The organism is Promicromonospora umidemergens (genome assembly GCF_024171995.1).
Classification (GTDB): Bacteria; Actinomycetota; Actinomycetes; order Actinomycetales; family Cellulomonadaceae; genus Promicromonospora; species Promicromonospora umidemergens.
Map to the genome: position 1 here is coordinate 152,890 of NZ_JAMTCT010000012.1, position 18,404 is coordinate 171,293.

The window sequence follows — 18,404 nt, forward strand, 5'->3', positions numbered from 1 at the left end:
GCTGGTAGAGGTCACGAGCTGAGCACGCGTTCGACGGCGGTCAGTGGGATGTGCATCCACGCGGGACGGTGCCGGAACTCGTAGACCACCTCGTAGAGCGCTTTGTCCACGACGAGCGCGCGCAGGAGCAGCTCGGCGGTAGCGACATCGAGCTCGCTACCGGACGTGGCCGCCCCCGCCACCGCGTGCACCGGCCCGCCGTGCGTCTCGCCGCTGGCCTGGCGGTACCCCTCGAGAAAGCTGACCTGCGCGTGCGAGACCCAGTGCGGATCGGTGGCCCGCCCGACGGCGGCCGCGTAGTCCAGCGAGCGGAGCATCCCTGCGACGTCGCGCAGCGGCAGGTCGGGCGCTACGCGTTCGGCGACGGGGCGCTGCGGCTCGCCCTCGAAGTCGAGGATCTTCCAGCCGCCGGGCGCGTGCAGGGCCTGGCCGAGGTGCAGGTCACCGTGGATCGGCTGCAGCGGCACCATGCCGCCTGTGCGCTCGGCGACGGCGGCAAGGCGCGTGCTGACGGCGTCGAACAGGGCGGAGACCCCGGCGCGCTGCGGTGCCAGGTCCGGTACGTCGGCGAAGGCTTCGGCGGCGCGGCGGCGCAGCACTCCCATGAAGCCGGCGGGCTCGAGCGCCGGGCCGGGACCCAGCGCCTGGCGCAGGACCGCGTGCAGGTGGGCGACGGCGGCGCCGAGCTCAGCGGCTCGCTCGCCGAAGTCCTCGTCACGCTCGGCGTACGCGCAGGCCAGCTCGAACCCGTCGGTGGCGTCCGCGACGAGCTCGGACAGCACGGCGAGGTGGGCCAGGGGCCCGCCGGTCTTGCCCCACGACGGGTCCTCGGTGCGCGGTGGGACGTCGCGGGGCTCCCGGGGGTCGGCCACGGCATCGGGCGCGGGCAGCTCGACGGCGCCGAGGAAGCGGGGGACTCCGGCCCAGGCGGCCTTGGTCAGGGCCGCCGGGATCACGACGTCGGGGTGCGGGCCCAGCGCGACGGTCCGCAGGATCTTCAGCATCCCGCCCCGCCCGGTGCCGTGGTTCATGGCCGGGAGCATGACCGAGGTGTTCGACTGCTCCCCGGAGATCCGCCGCGCTCCGGCCAGCTTGTCGCAGACCTCTGGTCCGCCGGCGTCGGGGAGCGCCGTGGCGAGGTAGGCGTGCCAGGCGGCGGGGTGGGCACCGCCGTCGTGCACCGTGACGGTGCCCGACGCCGTCGCCACGGTGCCGATCAGGCCTGCGGCCTCCGTGTCGGCGGTGTCGGCCGTCGGCTCCGCGGTGGGGGTGAGCACCAGCGGCACCTGGATCACCAGCGACTCGTCGCCGGTGGCCAGGCCGGGGCCGTGCAGCCGCAGGAGCGCGACGACGACGTCGGCCACGCCGGGGAACGTGACGGTGAGCCACGGCTCGTGCGCCACACCTTCTGTGGGTACCGGGTACCAGCGCTGCTCGGGCAGCCACACGTCCAGCAGCCGCAGCACCTCGGGGGTGAGGTGCGCGGCGCCGGGAGAGACGTGGACGTGTCGCGCCGGGCTCACACCTCTCGCGCCTGCCCGGCCGGGCCGCCTGCCGCTGCCCGCACCGGCGGGGCCAGGACCAGCCAGTAGAAGTCCCGCGCGCCCCACGTCATGGTCAGGATCCCGTCCTCACCGACGCTCGGGAACCCGGCGCCGCCGAACACGTCGGTGAGCGTCCAGCCGGCGTAGCCCGGGAGCTTGATCGTCGAGGACCGTGCGGTGGCCGACAGGTTCGCGGCCACCAGCAGCGTCTCCTCGGCCGCGGTGCGGGTGAACGCGATGACCGACTCGTCGTTGCAGTCGAGCGCGGTGAAGTCGCCGGTGCCGAACGCGGGGTGCAGCCGCCGGAACGCCAGCATGTTGTGCGTCCAGTGCAGCAGCGAGGTGGGCTGGGCGAGCTGCGCCTCCACGTTCGTGTGCTGGTAGTGGTGCACCAGCGACTGCACGAGCGGCAGGTAGAGCTTGCCCGGGTCGGCGGTCGAGAAGCCGGCGTTGCGGTCCGGCGTCCACTGCATGGGCGTGCGCACGGCGTCCCGGTCGGGCAGCCAGATGTTGTCGCCCATGCCGATCTCGTCGCCGTAGTACAGGCACGGGGTGCCGGGCAGCGACAGCAGCAGCGCGTTGGCCAGCTCGATCTCCTTGCGGGCGTTGTCCAGCAGCGGGGCGAGCCGCCGTCGGATCCCCACGTTGGCCCGCATCCGGGGGTCGGGGGCGTACCAGCCGTACATGCTGGCGCGCTCCTCCGTCGACACCATCTCCAGGGTGAGCTCGTCATGGTTGCGCAGGAACGTGCTCCACTGCCCGCCCGCAGGAATGGCCGGGGTGTCGGCGAGGATCTCCAGGAGCTGGCGCGCCCGCTGGTCGCGGATCGCGTAGAAGATGCGCGGCATCACGGGGAAGTGGAAGCACATGTGGCACTCGGGCTCGTCCTCCGTGCCGAAGTACCCGACCACGTCCGCCGGCCACTGGTTGGCCTCGGCCAGCATGATGCGGCCAGGGAACTCCGCGTCGAGCATCCGCCGCACCTTGCGCAGGAAGACGTGCGTCTCGGGCAGGTTCTCGCAGTTGGTGCCCTCGGCCTCGAACAGGTACGGCACGGCGTCGAGCCGGAAGCCGTCCACGCCGAGCTGCAGCCAGAACCGCGCGACGTCGAGCATCGCCTCCACGACGCGCGGGTTCTCGAAGTTCAGGTCGGGCTGGTGGTTGAAGAACCGGTGCCAGAAGTACTCCCGCCGCACCGGGTCGAACGTCCAGTTCGACGTCTCCGTGTCCACGAAGATGATGCGCGCGCCCTCGTAGCGGGTGGGGTCGTCGCTCCACACGTAGAAGTCGCCGTACGGGCCGTCCGGGTCGGCGCGCGAGGCCTGGAACCACGGGTGGGCGTCGCTGGTGTGGTTCATGACCAGGTCGATCACCACGCGGATGCCCCGCTCGTGGGCTGCGGCGACCAGGGCGCTGAAGTCCGCGATGGTCCCGTACTGCGGCGAGACCGCGGTGAAGTCCGCGACGTCGTACCCGCCGTCGCGCAGCGGTGACGGGAAGAACGGCGGCAACCACAGGCAGTCGACGCCGAGCCACTCCAGGTAGTCGAGCCGGTCCACGAGGCCGCGCAGGTCACCGGACCCGTTGTCGCCCGAGTCGGAGAACGACCGGATCATGACCTCGTAGAAGACCGCCTTCTTGTACCACTCCGGGTCTGCCGACAGGCCCTTGCGCCGGGCGTCGACGCGTGGCTGCCGCCGCGGCGGCAGGGCCTGCACGGGCACGGGCACCGACGGCGGGTTCGGCATGCTGGGCCGCTCGGGCTGTGCGCCCCCGGCCGCCTCGGGATAGCCCTCCGGCGGCCCGACTGCGGGGCCACCCGGTCCGAACGTCGTCATGCCGGACCGACCTGGAGGACGTGGGCCACGCGAACCTGCGGGTCGAGCCGGACCCAGGGATGTGCTCCCCAGCCGAAGGTCTCGCCGGACAACAGGTCGTGTGCCACGAAGAAGGGGGCGTTCTCGTCGCCCTCGGGAGCACTGAGGCCGAGGGCGGAAAGGTCCAGGTGCACTACTGACTCCTGTACGTTCCGCGGGTCCAGGTTCAGCACGACCACGATCACGTCGTCGTGCCGCGGGGCACGCCGGTCGTTACCCCCTGCTCTCATGGTGCGGCCCTGCGGCGCCGCTGTCGCGCGCGACGCGTGATCGGCCGAGATTCGGCGGGAGAAGGCGAGCACGTGGCTGTTCGTCGTGGGATGGACCGTCAGGTTCCGGAGCTGCGTCAGGGCGGGGTGCGCGCGGCGCACCTCGTTCAGCTTGCCCAGCAGGAGCGCTATCCCGTACTCGTCGGCGGCCGCCCAGTCCCGGGGCCGGTACTCGTACTTCTCGTTGTCGATCTGCTCCTCGGCGCCGGGCCGGGGAGTGCTCTCCACGAGCTCGTAGCCCGAGTAGATGCCCCACGTGGGCGAACCGGTGGCGGCCAGCACCGCCCGCACGGCGAACGCCGCGACGCCGCCGTCGGTCAGGTAGGGCGGCAGGATGTCGTGGGTGGTGGGCCAGAAGGACGGGCGCAGCACCGAGCCCTGCGGCCCGCTCACCTCGGTCAGGTACTCCGCGATCTCCTCCTTGGTGTTGCGCCAGGTGAAGTAGGTGTACGACTGGTGGAAGCCGATCCGCGCCAGCGTCTGCATCATCGCCGGCTTGGTGAACGCCTCCGAGAGGAAGATGACCTCCGGGTTGGTCGCGTGCACCTCCGCGAGGAGCCACTCCCAGAAGTCCAGGGGCTTGGTGTGCGGGTTGTCGACCCGGAACAAGGTGACGCCCCGGTCGATCCACGTGCGGATCACGTCCAGCACCGCCACGTACAGGCCCTCAGGGTCGGTGTCGAAGCTGAGCGGGTAGATGTCCTGGTACTTCTTGGGCGGGTTCTCCGCGTACGCGATGGACCCGTCCGCGCGCACCACGAACCACTCGGGATGCTCGGTGACCCAGGGATGGTCGGGGGAGCACTGCAGCGCGATGTCGAGCGCCACCTCTAGGCCCTGGGCGCGGGCCGCCGCCACGAAGCGCCGGAAGCTCTTCTCCGTGCCCAGGTCGGGGTGGATCGCGTCGTGCCCGCCGTCCGCCGACCCGATCGCGTACGGGCTGCCCGGGTCGCCCGGCTGCGCGTCGAGCGAGTTGTTGCGCCCCTTGCGGAACGTCGTGCCGATGGGGGAGACCGGCGTCAGGTAGACGACGTCGAACCCCATCGCGGCGATGCCCGGCAGCCGCTTCGCCGCCGTCGTGAACGTGCCGGACACCCACGTGCCGTCCTTCTTCCGGTACGCGCCCTCCGAGCGGGGGAACATCTCGTACCAGGACCCGGCCAGCGCCAGTCGCCGCGACACCCGCAGCGGGTAGGTGTCCGACGCCGAGACGAGCTCGCGCAGGGGCGCGCGCCGCAGGGCCTCGGTAACCTCGGGCGACGTCGCCGCCGCGAACCGGGCCTGCGCCGGCCGGGTGGCGTCACCGAGGGCCCGCCGCGCCGCCGTCAGGGCACGCGCGGCGCGAGTGGTCCGGCCCGGAGCGACCAGTGCGTCCTCCGGCACCAGGCGGCAGATCCTGTCGAACAGCCGCACCCCTTCCGCGAGCATCAGCTCGGTGTCGATGTCTGCGCCGATCTTGATCCCGGCGTCGTGCACCCAGGTGGCGTAGGGGTCGGACCAGCCCTCGACCCGGAACGACCAGTCACCCTCGGCGTCGGGCTGCAGAAAACCGCGGAAGTGGTCCAGGCCGGGAGAGATATCGGTCATCGGCGCCCACGCGTGGTCCGAGCCGTCCGGGGCGACGAGCACGGCCGTGGCGGAGACGGCGTCGTGCCCCTCGCGGAAGACCGTGGCGTCGATCGGCACCACCTCGCCGACGGCGGCTTTCGCCGGCCACCGACCGCCCTCGACCACGGGTGCGACCTCGAGAACGGGGATGCGGCTGATCTGGCCGGGTGTCGTGTGCTGGCTCACCCGGACCACGCTATCGACCGGTCAGGGGGACTCGCCTTTCGGGCGCGCCGAGGTTCCGGTGAACGTCGTCGGACGGGTCGGTGAAGCCCTCGACAACAGGTGTGCCCGCCCGGACATGTGCGTAGTCTTCACTCCCGTGAGAGCGATCCGCAGATTCACCGTCCGCACGGTCCTCCCCGAGCAGCTCGTGGCGCTCGACGAGCTGGCCCAGAACCTTCGCTGGTCCTGGCACGCGCCCACGCGCGAGCTGTTCGAGAGCATCGACCCGGAGCTCTGGGCCGACGTCCGCGGTGACCCTGTCGCCCTGCTCGCCGCGCTCGGGTCCGACCGCCTCGCGGCGCTCGCGGCCTCCGACGAGTTCACGGGCCGCGTGCATGCCCTGTCCGACGACCTGCACCACTACCTGCGGGACCCGCAGTGGTACCAGGGTCGGCCGACGGCGTCGGGCGGCGAGCTGCCGCGTGCGATCGCCTACTTCTCCCCGGAGTTCGGCATCACCTCGGTGCTGCCGCAGTACTCGGGCGGTCTCGGCATCCTCGCCGGCGACCACCTGAAGAGCGCCTCCGACATGGGTGTGCCCATCGTCGGCGTGGGCCTGCTCTACGGCGCCGGCTACTTTCGGCAGTCGCTCACCCGCGACGCCTGGCAGGTGGAGACCTACCCCCTGCTCGACCCGGACGGGCTGCCGCTCGCGGTCCTGCGCGAGGAGGACGGCACACCCGCCGTCATCTCGCTCGACCTGCCCGGGGGACGCACGCTGCACGCGCACGTCTGGGTGGCCGCCGTCGGCCGCGTGCCGCTGCTGCTGCTCGACTCGAACGTGCAGGAGAACGACGAGGCCGCCCGCAAGGTGACCGACCGGCTCTACGGGGGCGGCGGGGAGCACCGCCTGCAGCAGGAGCTGCTGCTCGGCGTCGGAGGCGTGCGGGCGCTGCGTGCCTGGTCCCGCCTCACCGGTGCGCCGGAGCCGGAGGTCTACCACACCAACGAGGGGCATGCGGGCTTCCTCGGCGTGGAGCGCATCCGTGAGCTCGTCGGGTCGGGTCTGAGCGTCGGCGAGGCGCACGAGGCCGTGCGTGCCGCCACGGTCTTCACCACACACACGCCAGTCCCCGCCGGCATCGACCGGTTCCCGAAGGACCTGGTCAGCGCGTACTTCGGCGGCGACAACATGATGGACGGCGTGCCGCTGGAGAGCGTGCTGGCGCTCGGCTCGGAGGACTACGACGGTGGTGACCCCACCGTGTTCAACATGGCCGTGATGGGCCTGCGGCTCGGTGGCCGGGCGAACGGTGTCTCGCTCCTGCACGGCCAGGTCTCGCGGGAGATGTTCGAGGGCCTGTGGCCCGGCTTCGACGCGCGCGAGGTGCCGATCACGTCGGTCACCAACGGCGTGCACTCGCCCACGTGGGTCGCTCCGCGGCTGGCCGCCGTGGAGGCGGAGCGGATGGGGCTGGACCAGCTCACGGCGCCCGAGGCGTCGTCGGGCTGGCTGGACGCGAGCAACGTGTCCGACGCCGAGCTGTGGGCCCTGCGCGGCGAGATGCGCGGCGAGCTCGTGGCCGAGGCTCGGCGCCGGGTGCGCAAGTCCTGGCGCGAGCGCGGTGCGTCCCCCGCCGAGCTCGGCTGGGTGGACGACGTCCTGTCACCTGACGTGCTCACCATCGGCTTCGCCCGGCGGGTGCCCACCTACAAGCGGCTCACGCTCATGCTGCGCGACCAGGACCGCCTCAAGGCGCTCCTGCTGCACCCCGAGCGGCCGGTGCAGCTGATCGTGGCGGGCAAGTCGCACCCGGCCGACGACTCCGGCAAGCGGCTCATCCAGCAGTTGGTCCGGTTCGCCGACGACCCTGAGGTGCGCCACCGCATCGTGTTCCTGCCGAACTACGACATCGGCATGGCGCAGTCCCTGTACCCGGGCTGCGACGTCTGGCTGAACAACCCGCTGCGCCCGCTGGAGGCGTCCGGGACCTCCGGGATGAAGAGCGCGCTCAACGGCGGCCTGAACCTCTCGATCGAGGACGGCTGGTGGGCCGAGTGGTACGACGACGAGAACGGCTGGGGCATCCCGACGGCCGACGGCGTCGAGGACGCCGACCGCCGCGACGACCTGGAAGCTGCCGCGCTGTACGACCTCGTCGAGTCCCAGGTGGCGCCCGCGTTCTACGACCGGTCCGCTGACGGCGTGCCCGGCCGGTGGCTCGAGATGGTGCGGCACACGCTGGCCACGCTCGGCCCGAAGGTCCAGGCCACGCGCATGGTCTCCGAGTACGTGCACGGGCTGTACGCACCGGCGGCCGAGGCCGGCCGCACCCTCCTGGCCGACGGGTTCGCCGCGGCGAAGGACCTGGCGGGCTGGAAGGCCCATGTGCGCAGCTCCTGGTCCCAGGTGCGTGTGGACCACGTGGAGTCGGCGGGCATCGGCGAGGCGGTCCAGGTCGGCGACCGGCTCACGGTGCGCGCCTACGTCTCGCTCGGGGACCTGTCGCCCGACGACGTCGCCGTGCAGGTGGTGCACGGTCGGGTCACGGAGGCCGACGTGATCGAGGAGTTCGCCGCCGAGCAGCTCGCGTTCACCGAGTCCTACGAGGCGGGGCGGCACGCGTTCGGCGGGGAGGTCGACCTGGACACGTCCGGGCCGTTCGGCTACACCGTCCGGATCGTGCCGAAGCACCCGCACCTGACGAGCGTCGCGGAGCTGGGCCTGGTGGCCAACGCCTGACCGAGGCTCGCTCCGGGCGGTGGACTGTTCGGTGTCGAGGCGCAGGTTGGTTGTCGGGCTGGGTGTCGAGGCGCAGGTTGGCTGTGGAGCCGGACGCCGAACCGCAACGGAGCCGTCAATCAAGGCCCGGATAGACGTGCAGCCTTCGGTTCGGCGCCTGCGGCAACGTCGAACTTGCGGTTCGGCGGCCGGTCCCACGACCAACTTGCGGTTCGGCGCCAGCCGCCCGGCTAACTTGCGGTTCGGCGGCCACCAGGACGAACAAATTGCGGTTCGACGTCGGTCCGGGCTGCCTGGCACGCAGCCAGCCTGCGGTTCGGCCCCCGGCCCCCGACGTCGGTATCCCGGCGCACTCGAGCGGTGTCCTCCAGGACGGCCCACTGGCGGTTCGATTAGGCGAACTGCCCCTCGGGTGGGAAGAGTGGACCCATGAAGATCAATGTGGACCGTGACGCCTGCTGTGGCGCCGGCCAGTGCGCACTGCTCGCTCCCGACGTGTTCGGGCAGGACGAGGACGACCGGGTCATCCTGCTCGACGAGCGGCCGGGCCCGGAGCTCGACTTCGCGGTGCAGGAGGCAGTGAGCATGTGCCCGACCGGCGTCATCTGGGTGGACCAGAACGCCTGACGGGCCTCGGGGGGATCGGCTTGGCGGTCTCGATGTCGGCGGCCGCGACGGAGACCTCCCGCGGCTCCCCGCGGCCGGGCACCGGGTCGGTGCGCAGCCGCAGCCCGGCGTCGGACACCTCCACGATAAAGCCGATCAGGTCCGTCCAGCGGTACGCCGTGCCGCCGTTGGACACGACAGGGCCCGCTGGCGCGAGCCGGAGCCGGACCACCACCCGGGTTCCGGGCCGGAGGGCGCGCCAACCGCCCGCCGGGACCGGCGGTGTAGCGAACGTCACGTCGATTCTCCTTCCGCTGCGTGAGACCGGTGGGGATCTGACGGTCTTCCGGGAGATACTAGGATCGCGCCGCCGGGTTCGTCCCGCGGACCGCATCGTGCATGACCCCCCCAGTCCGGACGTGGAAGGACACCCTCGAAGTGACCTACGTGATCGCTCAGCCGTGCGTCGACCTCAAGGACAAGGCGTGCATCGAGGAGTGTCCCGTGGACTGCATCTACGAGGGCAGCCGCTCCCTGTACATCCACCCGGACGAGTGCGTGGACTGCGGCGCGTGCGAGCCGGTCTGCCCGGTCGAGGCCATCTACTACGAGGACGACGTCCCCGATGAGTGGAAGGACTACTACCGCGCGAACGTCGAGTTCTTCGACGACCTCGGGTCGCCCGGCGGTGCCGCGAAGATGGGCATCATCGAGAAGGACGACCCGATGATCGCGGCTCTCCCGCCCCAGGCCTGACGTGGGCCTGCACGACCTCTCCGACCTGTCGTACCCCTGGGACTCGATCGCCGGCATCGCGGCGACCGCCAGAGCCCATCCGGGCGGGCTGGTCGACCTCTCCATGGGCACGCCCGTGGACCCGACACCAGAGGTCGTGCGGCACGCGCTCGAAGCGGCGTCGGACGCGCCTGGCTACCCGATGACGGCGGGCACACCCGCGCTGCGGCAGGCCGTCGCCGACTGGTTCGCCCGGCGCCGGGGCGTGCCCGGTCTCGACCCAGCCGCCGTGGTGCCGACTATCGGCTCCAAGGAGCTGGTCGGTCTGCTGCCCTCGCTGCTGCACCTCGGCCCGGGTGACGTCGTGGTGCATCCGGCCGTCGCCTACCCGACGTACGTGGCGGGCATCCGTGCGGCCGGCGCCACGCCGCTCGGGTGCGACGACGTCGCCGACTGGGCCGGCCGGGACGACGTCAGGATGGTCTGGGTGAACAGCCCGGGCAACCCCACCGGTCGCGTGCTGGACGTCGAGGCCCTGCGCGCTGTGGTGGAGGCCGCGCGCGCCATCGGCGCAGTGGTCGTGTCCGACGAGTGCTATGCGGAGCTGGCCTGGGAGGCGCCGTGGGTCGCGGACCCTGGCGCAGGGCCGGGTCACGGCGGTGTCCCGTCGGTGCTCGACCCGCGCGTGTGCGGCGGTTCCCACGAGGGCCTGCTCGCGGCGTACTCGCTCTCGAAGCAGTCCAGCATCGCCGGCTACCGCGCGGCGTTCCTGGCGGGCGACGCCGCGGTGATCGCCGAGCTCACGCAGATCCGCAAGCACCTGGGCCTCATCGTGCCCGCCCCGGTGCAGGCGGCGATGACGGCGGCCCTGTCCGATGACGAGCACGTCGCCGCCCAGCGCGCGACCTACGGTGCCCGGCGTCGGGCGCTCGCCGCCGCGCTCGCCGCCGCGGGGCTCACCGTGGACGAGTCGGGTGCCGGTCTGTACCTCTGGGTGGCGGCCCGGGACGGCCGCTCCGGGCAGCAGCTCGCCGAATGGTTCGCCGAGCGCGGCATCCTGACTGCGCCAGGACACTTGTACGGCGACGACAAGCACACGCGAGTGGCGCTCACCGCCACTGACGCGCAGATTGCCGACGCTGTGTCACGCCTCACAGAGGCTTGACCGACGGATTGGAAAAACAAGAGCTGGGCGCGATACTGTCGTGCCCCAGGTCGACGCTGCCCGACTGCTTTCTTCAGCAGCGTCCCTCGTGCGCCATTCAGGAAGGAAGACATGACCTCCACACCGGTGGACGGCTCGAGCCGCGTCGAGCTCGCCGTCAACGGAACCTCTCACACCCTGCCTGTCGTCGCCGCGAGCGAGGGCAATGACGGCATCGTCGTGTCGTCGCTGCTCAAGGACACCGGCCTGGTCACGGTCGATCCGGGCTTCATGAACACGGCGTCGTGCGAATCGGCGATCACGTATATCGACGGCGATGCCGGCATCCTGCGCTACCGCGGGTACCCGATCGACCAGCTCGCTTCTGGCTCGGGTTTTCTCGAGGTGTCCTACCTCCTCATCTACGGAGAGCTGCCGAGCCCCGCGGAGCTCGACACGTTCACCGAGCGGGTCAACCGCCACACGCTGGTGCACGAGGACTTCCGCACGTTCATGGGCACCTTCCCCCGGAACGCGCACCCGATGGCCGTGCTCGCGTCCGCGGTGAACGCGCTCTCCACGTTCTACCCGGAGTCGCTCGACCCGGCGGACGACGACCAGGTCGACCTGGCCACCGTGCTGCTGCTCGCCAAGACGCGGACCATCACGTCCTACCTGCACCGACGTCGTGTGGGTGAGCCGCTGCTCTACCCGGACTACTCACGCGGGTACGTCGAGGACTTCCTGCGGATGACGTTCGCGACGCCGTACGAGGCCTACGAGGCCGACCCGATGATCGTCGACGCCCTCGAGAAGCTGCTCGTGCTCCACGCGGACCACGAGCAGAACTGCTCCACGTCCACCGTGCGCGTCGTCGGCTCGTCCAACGCGACGCTGTACGCCTCGGTCGCCGCGGGCGTGAACGCCCTGTCCGGCCCCGCGCACGGCGGCGCCAACGAGGCGGTCCTGTCGATGCTCGAGAAGATTCGCTCGGGCGGCGAGACGGTCGAGACCTTTATGGAAAAGGTCAAGAACAAGCAGGACGGCGTGCGCCTGATGGGCTTCGGCCACCGCGTGTACAAGTCCTACGACCCGCGCGCCGCGATCGTGAAGAAGTCGGCCGACGAGGTGCTCGACAAGCTCGGCGCCAAGGACGAGCTGCTCGACATCGCGCGCGGGCTCGAGGAGATCGCCCTCTCGGACGACTACTTCGTGGAGCGCAAGCTCTACCCGAACGTCGACTTCTACACGGGCCTCATCTACAAGGCCATGGGCTTCGAGCCGGCCATGTTCACGCCGCTGTTCGCACTGGGCCGCATGCCCGGCTGGATCGCCCAGTGGCGCGAGATGATCAAGGACCCGCAGACGAAGATCGGCCGCCCGCGCCAGGTCTACACCGGCGCGACCGAGCGCCCGTACGTCCCGGGGTCCAGGCGCTGATTTCGGTCGGCTGTCGCTAGTCGCCCCTGAGAGGTGCGCTCTACCCAGGGATCGGGCCCGGAACTGACGTCAGTTCCGGGCCCGGTCCCTGGGTAGACGCGCATGGTGGCTGGTTCGCATGCTGCTGCGTGATCGGATCGTTGCCCTGGGCGTCACTAGTTTCGTCGTCCGTGTCACAGGGCAGGGCTAGTTTGGGCCCGTGAGTCGAGCCACCCTCCTTGCCCGCCGGTCGACGGCGCACCGCGGGCTGCTCGCGCTCGTGTGGCTGCTGGTCGCGGTGCTGACCGGCGCCCTTGGTGTGACCGTCGGCTGGACGCAGGCCGCCGCAACGGCGGAAGCCCGCGACGGGTTCGCGGACGCCGAGCCGTCGGCCCGGGCGGTGCAGCTCGCCACCCGCCTGGCGGACGAGGGCGAGGCCGACGCCCAGGACACCCACGTCCAGCAGGTGCTCGCCGACCTGCTCGGGAGCGTGCCGCACCACGTCGCCTACGACGTGCGGACCGAGCCGCAGTACACGCGAGGCAGCGCGGGGGAGGACCTGGGCCGCTGGCCGGTGGCGCTCCTGCCCGCCCCGTCGCGCGCGGAGGTGCTGGCGGGGGAAGGCGCGGCTGGTGTCACCGTCGTGGAAGGGGCCTGGCCCACCGACGCCTCAGATGCCGCGGTACAGGCCGATGCCGCGGAGGCAGCCGGCCTCACGGTCGGCGACACGATCCGCCTGGGCGTGGATCCCGATGCCCCGACGACCACGGGGACGCCCCTCGTCATCGCGGCGACGTGGCGCGTCACGGACCCTGACGCCGCCGTCTGGCTCGGGGACCCCGCTGCGCTGACCGGGGCCGACGGCGCCCATCCCGGCCCGGTGGTCGTGAGCCAGGAAGTCGTCACAGGCCTGGACACCGACCCGTTCGCGCGCTGGACCGTTGTGCCCGACCGCACCGCGCTGACTCCCGCGCACCTGCCCGCACTGGCGGCGCTCACCGCCGAGGTCGAGCGCGGCCTGGGCGAGGACGACTCCGTCGCGCCGCGCGGGCTGACCGTCACGGGCACGCTCAGCACGACGGCCGCCGATCTCGAGGCCGCGCTGCGTGCGGCGGACGCCGTGGCCCTGGTGCCGCTCTGCCTCCTGGCGCTCGTGGGTCTGGTCGCACTGGTACAGGTGGCGCGTCTGCTGGCCGCCACCCGTGAGGCGGAGGTCGCGCTGCTCGTCTCGCGCGGGGCCGCGCCCGGGACGGTCGCGGCGGCAGCCCTCGTGGAGGGGGTGCTGCTCGCACTGACCGCAGCGGCGGCAGGGGGCGGCGCGGCCTGGGCGGCGCTGCGGCTGGTCACCCGGGCGGACGCCGGTGCAGCCGTCCCCGCCGCGACGCCCCTGGCCGTGGCGCTGGCGGTCGCGGTCGTGGCGGCCGCGACACTCATGCTGGTCGCGGCGCTGCAGGCGCAGGCAGCGGCGCGGCGACAGGTGACCGACCGCTCGGGGCGGGTGCGCCAGGTGGCGGCCCTCGGCACGGTGGTGCTGACGGTGGCCGCCGCCGCGGTGAGCGTCACGCAGCTGCTGCGCTACGGCTCACCGCTGCTGGCCACGCCGGACGGTCCCCGGATCGATCCGACGGCCGCTGCGGCTCCTGCGCTCGCCCTCGCAGCCCTCGCCGTCGCCGCGATGGTGGTCCTCGGCCCGGCCACCCGCCTGTGGGCCGGGCTCGCCGGCCGGTCGCGCGGCGTCGTCGGACCGCTGGCGGCGCGGCAGGTGGCCCGACGGCTCGTCGTCTACGTGGTACCGGTGGTCCTGCTCGTGCTCGCGGGCGGCGCCGCGACGCTCGCGGGCGGCTACGCGGGTACCGCCGAACGGCTGCGGGCCGACGTCGACGTGCTCGCCAACGGTGCCGACGTGCGGGTCACGGCACCGGAGAGCGGACGTCTCGACCCGACGCCGTACCTGGAGGGCGGTGCCGAAACCGGGGGGCCGGGTCCGGACGCCGTCGCCGCGGCGCCCGTCCTCTCCGCTACGGCGTACTCCGACGGGCTCCCGGTCACGATGCTGGCGCTGCCGGCGGCCGCGGCACCAGCGGTGATGCGTGCACCGGCGGAGGTGCTCGACGTCGGGCGGCTGGCCGACGACCTGGCGAGCGACGCCTTTGCCACGGCGCCGGCCCTGCCCGACGGCGCGCGCGACGTCGGCCTCACGATGAGCGGCAGCATCCGCCCGACGACCGATATGCCGCTGCCGGCGGGTGCGCCCGGGCACCGGCTCGACGTGTCGGTCGTGCTCGCGACGCCCGACGGCACGCTGGCCACGGTCGACCTCGGGCAGCTGAGCGAGGGCGACGGGACCGGCGACACCCTCGGGGCAGACCTGACCACCCACGAGCTGTCGGGAGCTGTTCCACCACCGCCGGAAGGCCAGACCTGGCGGGTCGCCGCTCTGGACGTGGGTACCTTGCCCGGCTGGTCGACGGCTCAGGCGTCGCTGTCCGTGGTCGGCCTCACCGCGGACGGAGCGCCCGTCGACGGTGCGGAGTGGACCCTGTCGGAGACCATGGACGGCGCCGACGGCCTGGAGCTGGGAACGGAGACACTGCCCGGCCAGGTCGAGCTCACCATGCAGCTCGCCAACGACGCGACGGCAGCCAGCAGGCTCCGCCTCCTGACCACGCCCGACGCCGGGCCCGTCCCGCTGCTCGCCTCGGCGTCGCTGTTCAGCGCCCTGGGCATAGCCACGGCGGACACCTTCGAGCTGACCCTCGGTGGAACGCGGCTGCCGGTGGTCGCCGTCGCGTCGTCGGGCACGGTGCCCGGGGCGCTCGAGCCGTACGCAGCCCTGCTGGACCGCGGAGCGCTCGCCACCGTGCTCGTCCGCGAGGTGAGTGACCCGGTCCTGACGAGCGAGGTCTGGCTGGCCGCGGGCCCGCCCGGTGCCAGTGCTCCGGCCGACGCCGTGACCCGCCTCGCCAGTGCGACGACCGCCGTCGCGGAGGCCACCGGCGAGAGCAGCCGCGAGCGGCCGACCGTCACGACACCCGGCTACGGCTCTACGGACACCGCCGCCCCGGTACGCGTCTCGTTCTGGCTCGCGGCCGCCGGCACAACGGTGCTCGCCCTGGCCGGCGTGCTCGCCGTCGCCGTGGCGACCCTGCGCGAGCGGCGCGGCGAGGTCATCGTGCTGCGCGCAGTGGGTCTCGGTCCTGTGGCGCAGGCCAGGGCGCGGTCCACCGAGCTGATCGCGGTCGGCTCGGTGGCGCTCGCGGTGGGCGCCGTCGCGGGATGGGCCGTCGCGCGGTTCACCGCCGGCGGGCTTGCCGGCGCGACGCTCACGGGCATCGACGCCGCACCACCTGCCCAGTTCGTCGTGGAGACCGCGGGGACCGGCCTGGTGCTGGCCGTGGCCGTGGCAGGTCTCGTCCTGGTCGCGATCGGGGTCGGCGGGCGCGTCGCCGCACAGGCCCGCGACACCACCTACCGCGAGGAGGTCCGCTGATGGGGGCGCTGTCCGGGCTGGGCCTGCTCGCGCGGCGGCAGCTGCGCACGTCCTGGGGTGCCACCGCGACGCTCGGCGTCGTCGCGTTCCTCGCGGCCGGTGTGCTGTCGACCGCACCGCGCGCGATCGCGACGATGCACGCGGACCAGGTGACCTATGAGACGGCGGCGGCCTCGGGACCGGCACGTGACGTGGTCTCGGTCGCCGGAGCGATCCCCGGGGAGCCGCCCGGTGGGATCTACGGCTACGAATCGCCCGACGTCGGAGGTGGCGTCCCCGCCGAGCCCGACTGGGCACCGTTCCTCGCGAACCTGGACACCGTGCGCACCGAGACAGAGGATCCGCTGCGTTCGGTGATGGGTGCCCCGCACTTCCACGTGACCTCGGCGGAGCCCGCGTACACCGAACCGGTACCCAGCTCCCAGCTGGCCGAGGCCAAGGTCTTTCTCCGCTCGGCCACCGACCTTGCGGAGAACAGCGAGCTCCTCGAGGGCCGGTGGCCCGGTGCGACCCCAGCGCCGGCGTTCGAGGTCGCCGTCTCGCGCGCCGTCGCGGAGACGTACGGCTGGGAGCTCGGCGGCCGGTACGACAATCTCGGCGGCTCCGGCATCATCGCCCTGGCCGAGCGCTACCCCGCCCTCGTCGTGACAGGGATCTTCGAGGCCGGCGACCCGGACACCGACTACTGGCTGCACCACAGCCTGGCGGCCAGGGCATCGGTGATCACCGACCCGAACCGCGGCCTTCTCGGCACCGCTTCCGTCTACATCAGCCCGGCGATGATCACGCCGGTCACCCTGGGTATCGGGCAGACCCGCGTCTGGTATCCGGTGGACACCGACGGCGTGACCGCTGCCGACGTGCCGCTGCTCCTGGCCCAGGCCAACGGCCAGTCGGCCCAGACGTTCCGCGTCCCGGCGGGCCCCGACGACCCCGTGCCGATGGAGCTGCGCCCCAGCACCCGCCTCAGCGAGATCCTTGAACGCCTGCTCGCGCAGCGGACCGGCGTCGACGCGATAGTCGCGGTGCTCGCCGTCGGGCCGCTCGGCGCCACCGTCGCGGTGCTCGCCCTCGGCGCCCGGCTCGTCGTCGACCGCCGGCGCTCGGCGCTCGCCCTGCTCCGCGCCCGTGGGGCGTCCGGGACACAGCTCCGCCTGCTCATGGGCGGCGAGGGCCTCGTCGTGGGGCTCGGATCTGCGGTGGCGGGGTTCGCGGCCGGGCTCGCGCTCTCTGCCGGTCTCGGCCTCGACGCGCCGGTCACCGTGAGCCAGGTGGCCTTCGCCCTCGCCGCGGGTCTCGCGCCCGCGACCGCACTGGCCCTCGCCACCTCACCGGCCGGCCTGCGAACCGCCCGCGCCGACCTCGCCCCCCGCTCGCGCAGCCGCGTGCGGTGGGTGCTCGAGGTGCTGGTCGTCGCGAGCGCGGCGCTGGCGACCTGGTTGCTGCTCTCGCGCGGTGTCGTCGCGGGCTCGGGTGCCGGCACGGGCGTCGACCCGCTGGTCGCCGCCGCGCCGCTGCTGATCTCCCTCGCCCTCACCCTGCTCGCCGTGCGTGCCTACCCCTGGCTCGCGCTCGCGCTCGAACGGGCGCTCGCGCCCCGGCTCGACCTCGTCCCGTTCCTCGGCGCAGCGCGCGCCACGCGTGACCCGGCCGGCGGGCCCGTCCCGGCGGTGGCGCTCGTGCTGGCCGTGGCCGTCGCGGCGACGTCGGCGGTGCTCTACTCGACGGTCTCCGGTGGCGTGGTCCGCGAGGCGTGGCGAGCCACCGGCTCCGACCTGCGTATCTCCGGCCCGATCATCGACGAGCCGGTGGCCGAGCAGCTCGCCGCGATCGAGGGGGTCGAGGCGGTGACCGCGGTCGCCGACGTTGGTGACGCCGTGCTGCAGGGCACGGCATCGTCCCCGCGGACCGAGGTGTACTCCGTCGACGCCGCGGCGCTCGCCCTGGTCCAGGAGGACGTGACCGGGGCGGCGCCCGAGACGCTCCGCGAGCTGGTCCGAGCACCGGCCGGTGGGGCGGACGACGCGTTGCCCGTGATCCTCACCGAGTCGGCCGCCGGTCCCGGTGTCGCCGCGGGGAGCACGGGGATCACCCTCGCGACGCAGGAGGGCGAGGTCCCGGTCCGCGTGGTCGACGTGGTCGACACGCTGCCTGGCCTGCCCGCCGGCCGCGCGCTCGTCCTGGCAGACACGGAGCTGCTCACCGCGAGCACCGGCGAGACCAGCTTCGCGCGGCTCTCGCTCGTCGGCCTGGCCGACGACGCGGATCGCGCGGCGGTGACCACCGAGATCTCGCAGGTGCTGCCGTCCGCACTGGTGGAGGACCCGGACCAGGAGGCGGCCACCATGCTCGCCGCGCCCGTCTCGGGCGGGCTGGTGATCGCCTTCGTGCTGGCCGTGCTGCTCGCGGGGCTGCTCTGTGCGGCGGCCGTGGTGATGACGCTCATGCTGGCCGCACCCGCCAGGGCCCGGCTGCTCGCCGTGCTGCAGACGCTCGGCCTGTCGCCGCGCCAGGGACGCGGGCTCGTCGGCTGGGAGATCGGGCCGTGGGCGGTGGTGGCGCTGGTGGTGGGCGCGGTGCTGGGTGTGGCCGTGCCGTCGCTCGTGCTGGCAGCTGTGGACGTCACGGCCCTGACCGGCGGCGTCACGCAGCCGGCCCCGGAGTACGACCCGCTGCTGCTCGGTGCGGCCGCCGCGGGCTTCGTCGCCGTGGTGCTGGCCGCAGTGGGCGTCGCCGCGGCGCTGAGCAGGCGCGGCGAGGTAGCCGCCCAGCTCCGGATGGGCAGCAACGACTGACATGACGAC

General features: G+C 72.9%; 11 protein-coding genes. 7 read left to right on the forward strand and 4 right to left on the reverse strand.

Going from position 1 to position 18,404, the window contains the following annotated elements:
* Window positions 1–11: 11 nt before the first annotated feature.
* The 3 genes from APR04_RS18495 to APR04_RS18505 form a co-directional block, all read right to left on the reverse strand.
* Window positions 12–1,523, reverse strand: a complete 1,512-nt coding sequence (locus APR04_RS18495; RefSeq protein ID WP_253872818.1) for a maltokinase N-terminal cap-like domain-containing protein — start codon at window positions 1,521–1,523, stop codon at window positions 12–14.
* Window positions 1,520–3,292 (reverse strand): maltose alpha-D-glucosyltransferase, encoded by a 1,773-nt coding sequence (gene treS, locus APR04_RS18500; RefSeq protein ID WP_372496134.1) that lies wholly within the window; start codon window positions 3,290–3,292, stop codon window positions 1,520–1,522. The genes APR04_RS18495 and treS overlap by 4 nt, the downstream gene beginning before the upstream one ends.
* Window positions 3,293–3,378: 86 nt before the next feature.
* Window positions 3,379–5,484, reverse strand: coding sequence for an alpha-1,4-glucan--maltose-1-phosphate maltosyltransferase (locus APR04_RS18505; protein ID WP_253872823.1), 2,106 nt, complete (start codon window positions 5,482–5,484; stop codon window positions 3,379–3,381).
* A 136-nt stretch (window positions 5,485–5,620) separates the two neighbouring features.
* On the opposite strand from APR04_RS18505, the gene glgP reads away from it, so the two are divergent.
* A complete protein-coding gene (gene glgP / locus APR04_RS18510; protein WP_253872825.1) occupies window positions 5,621–8,206 on the forward strand; it encodes an alpha-glucan family phosphorylase in 2,586 nt (861 codons plus the stop codon).
* Between the two features lie 429 nt (window positions 8,207–8,635).
* Window positions 8,636–8,833 (forward strand): ferredoxin, encoded by a 198-nt coding sequence (locus APR04_RS18515; RefSeq protein ID WP_253872827.1) that lies wholly within the window; start codon window positions 8,636–8,638, stop codon window positions 8,831–8,833.
* Here the strand turns inward: APR04_RS18515 and APR04_RS18520 are convergent.
* The gene (locus tag APR04_RS18520) at window positions 8,808–9,110 is read right to left on the reverse strand and encodes a hypothetical protein (RefSeq protein ID WP_253872830.1); all 303 of its coding nucleotides are present in this window, start codon (window positions 9,108–9,110) and stop codon (window positions 8,808–8,810) included. The two genes, APR04_RS18515 and APR04_RS18520, sit on opposite strands and share 26 nt — an antisense overlap.
* Before the next feature lie 140 nt (window positions 9,111–9,250).
* On the opposite strand from APR04_RS18520, the gene fdxA reads away from it, so the two are divergent.
* From fdxA to APR04_RS18545, 5 genes are all read left to right on the forward strand, one after another.
* Window positions 9,251–9,568, forward strand: a complete 318-nt coding sequence (fdxA, locus tag APR04_RS18525; RefSeq protein WP_253872886.1) for a ferredoxin — start codon at window positions 9,251–9,253, stop codon at window positions 9,566–9,568.
* A gap of 1 nt (window position 9,569) precedes the next feature.
* A complete protein-coding gene (gene dapC / locus APR04_RS18530) occupies window positions 9,570–10,712 on the forward strand; it encodes a succinyldiaminopimelate transaminase (RefSeq protein ID WP_308292368.1) in 1,143 nt (380 codons plus the stop codon).
* A gap of 111 nt (window positions 10,713–10,823) precedes the next feature.
* Window positions 10,824–12,131 carry a citrate synthase gene (locus APR04_RS18535; RefSeq protein WP_253872834.1) on the forward strand — a complete coding sequence of 436 codons (1,308 nt, stop codon included), beginning with the start codon at window positions 10,824–10,826 and terminating at the stop codon, window positions 12,129–12,131.
* Between the two features lie 199 nt (window positions 12,132–12,330).
* Complete coding sequence (locus APR04_RS18540; RefSeq protein WP_253872837.1) at window positions 12,331–15,600, forward strand: FtsX-like permease family protein; 3,270 nt, start codon at window positions 12,331–12,333, stop codon at window positions 15,598–15,600.
* Complete coding sequence (locus tag APR04_RS18545; protein WP_253872839.1) at window positions 15,600–18,395, forward strand: FtsX-like permease family protein; 2,796 nt, start codon at window positions 15,600–15,602, stop codon at window positions 18,393–18,395. The genes APR04_RS18540 and APR04_RS18545 overlap by 1 nt, the downstream gene beginning before the upstream one ends.
* Window positions 18,396–18,404: the final 9 nt, after the last annotated feature.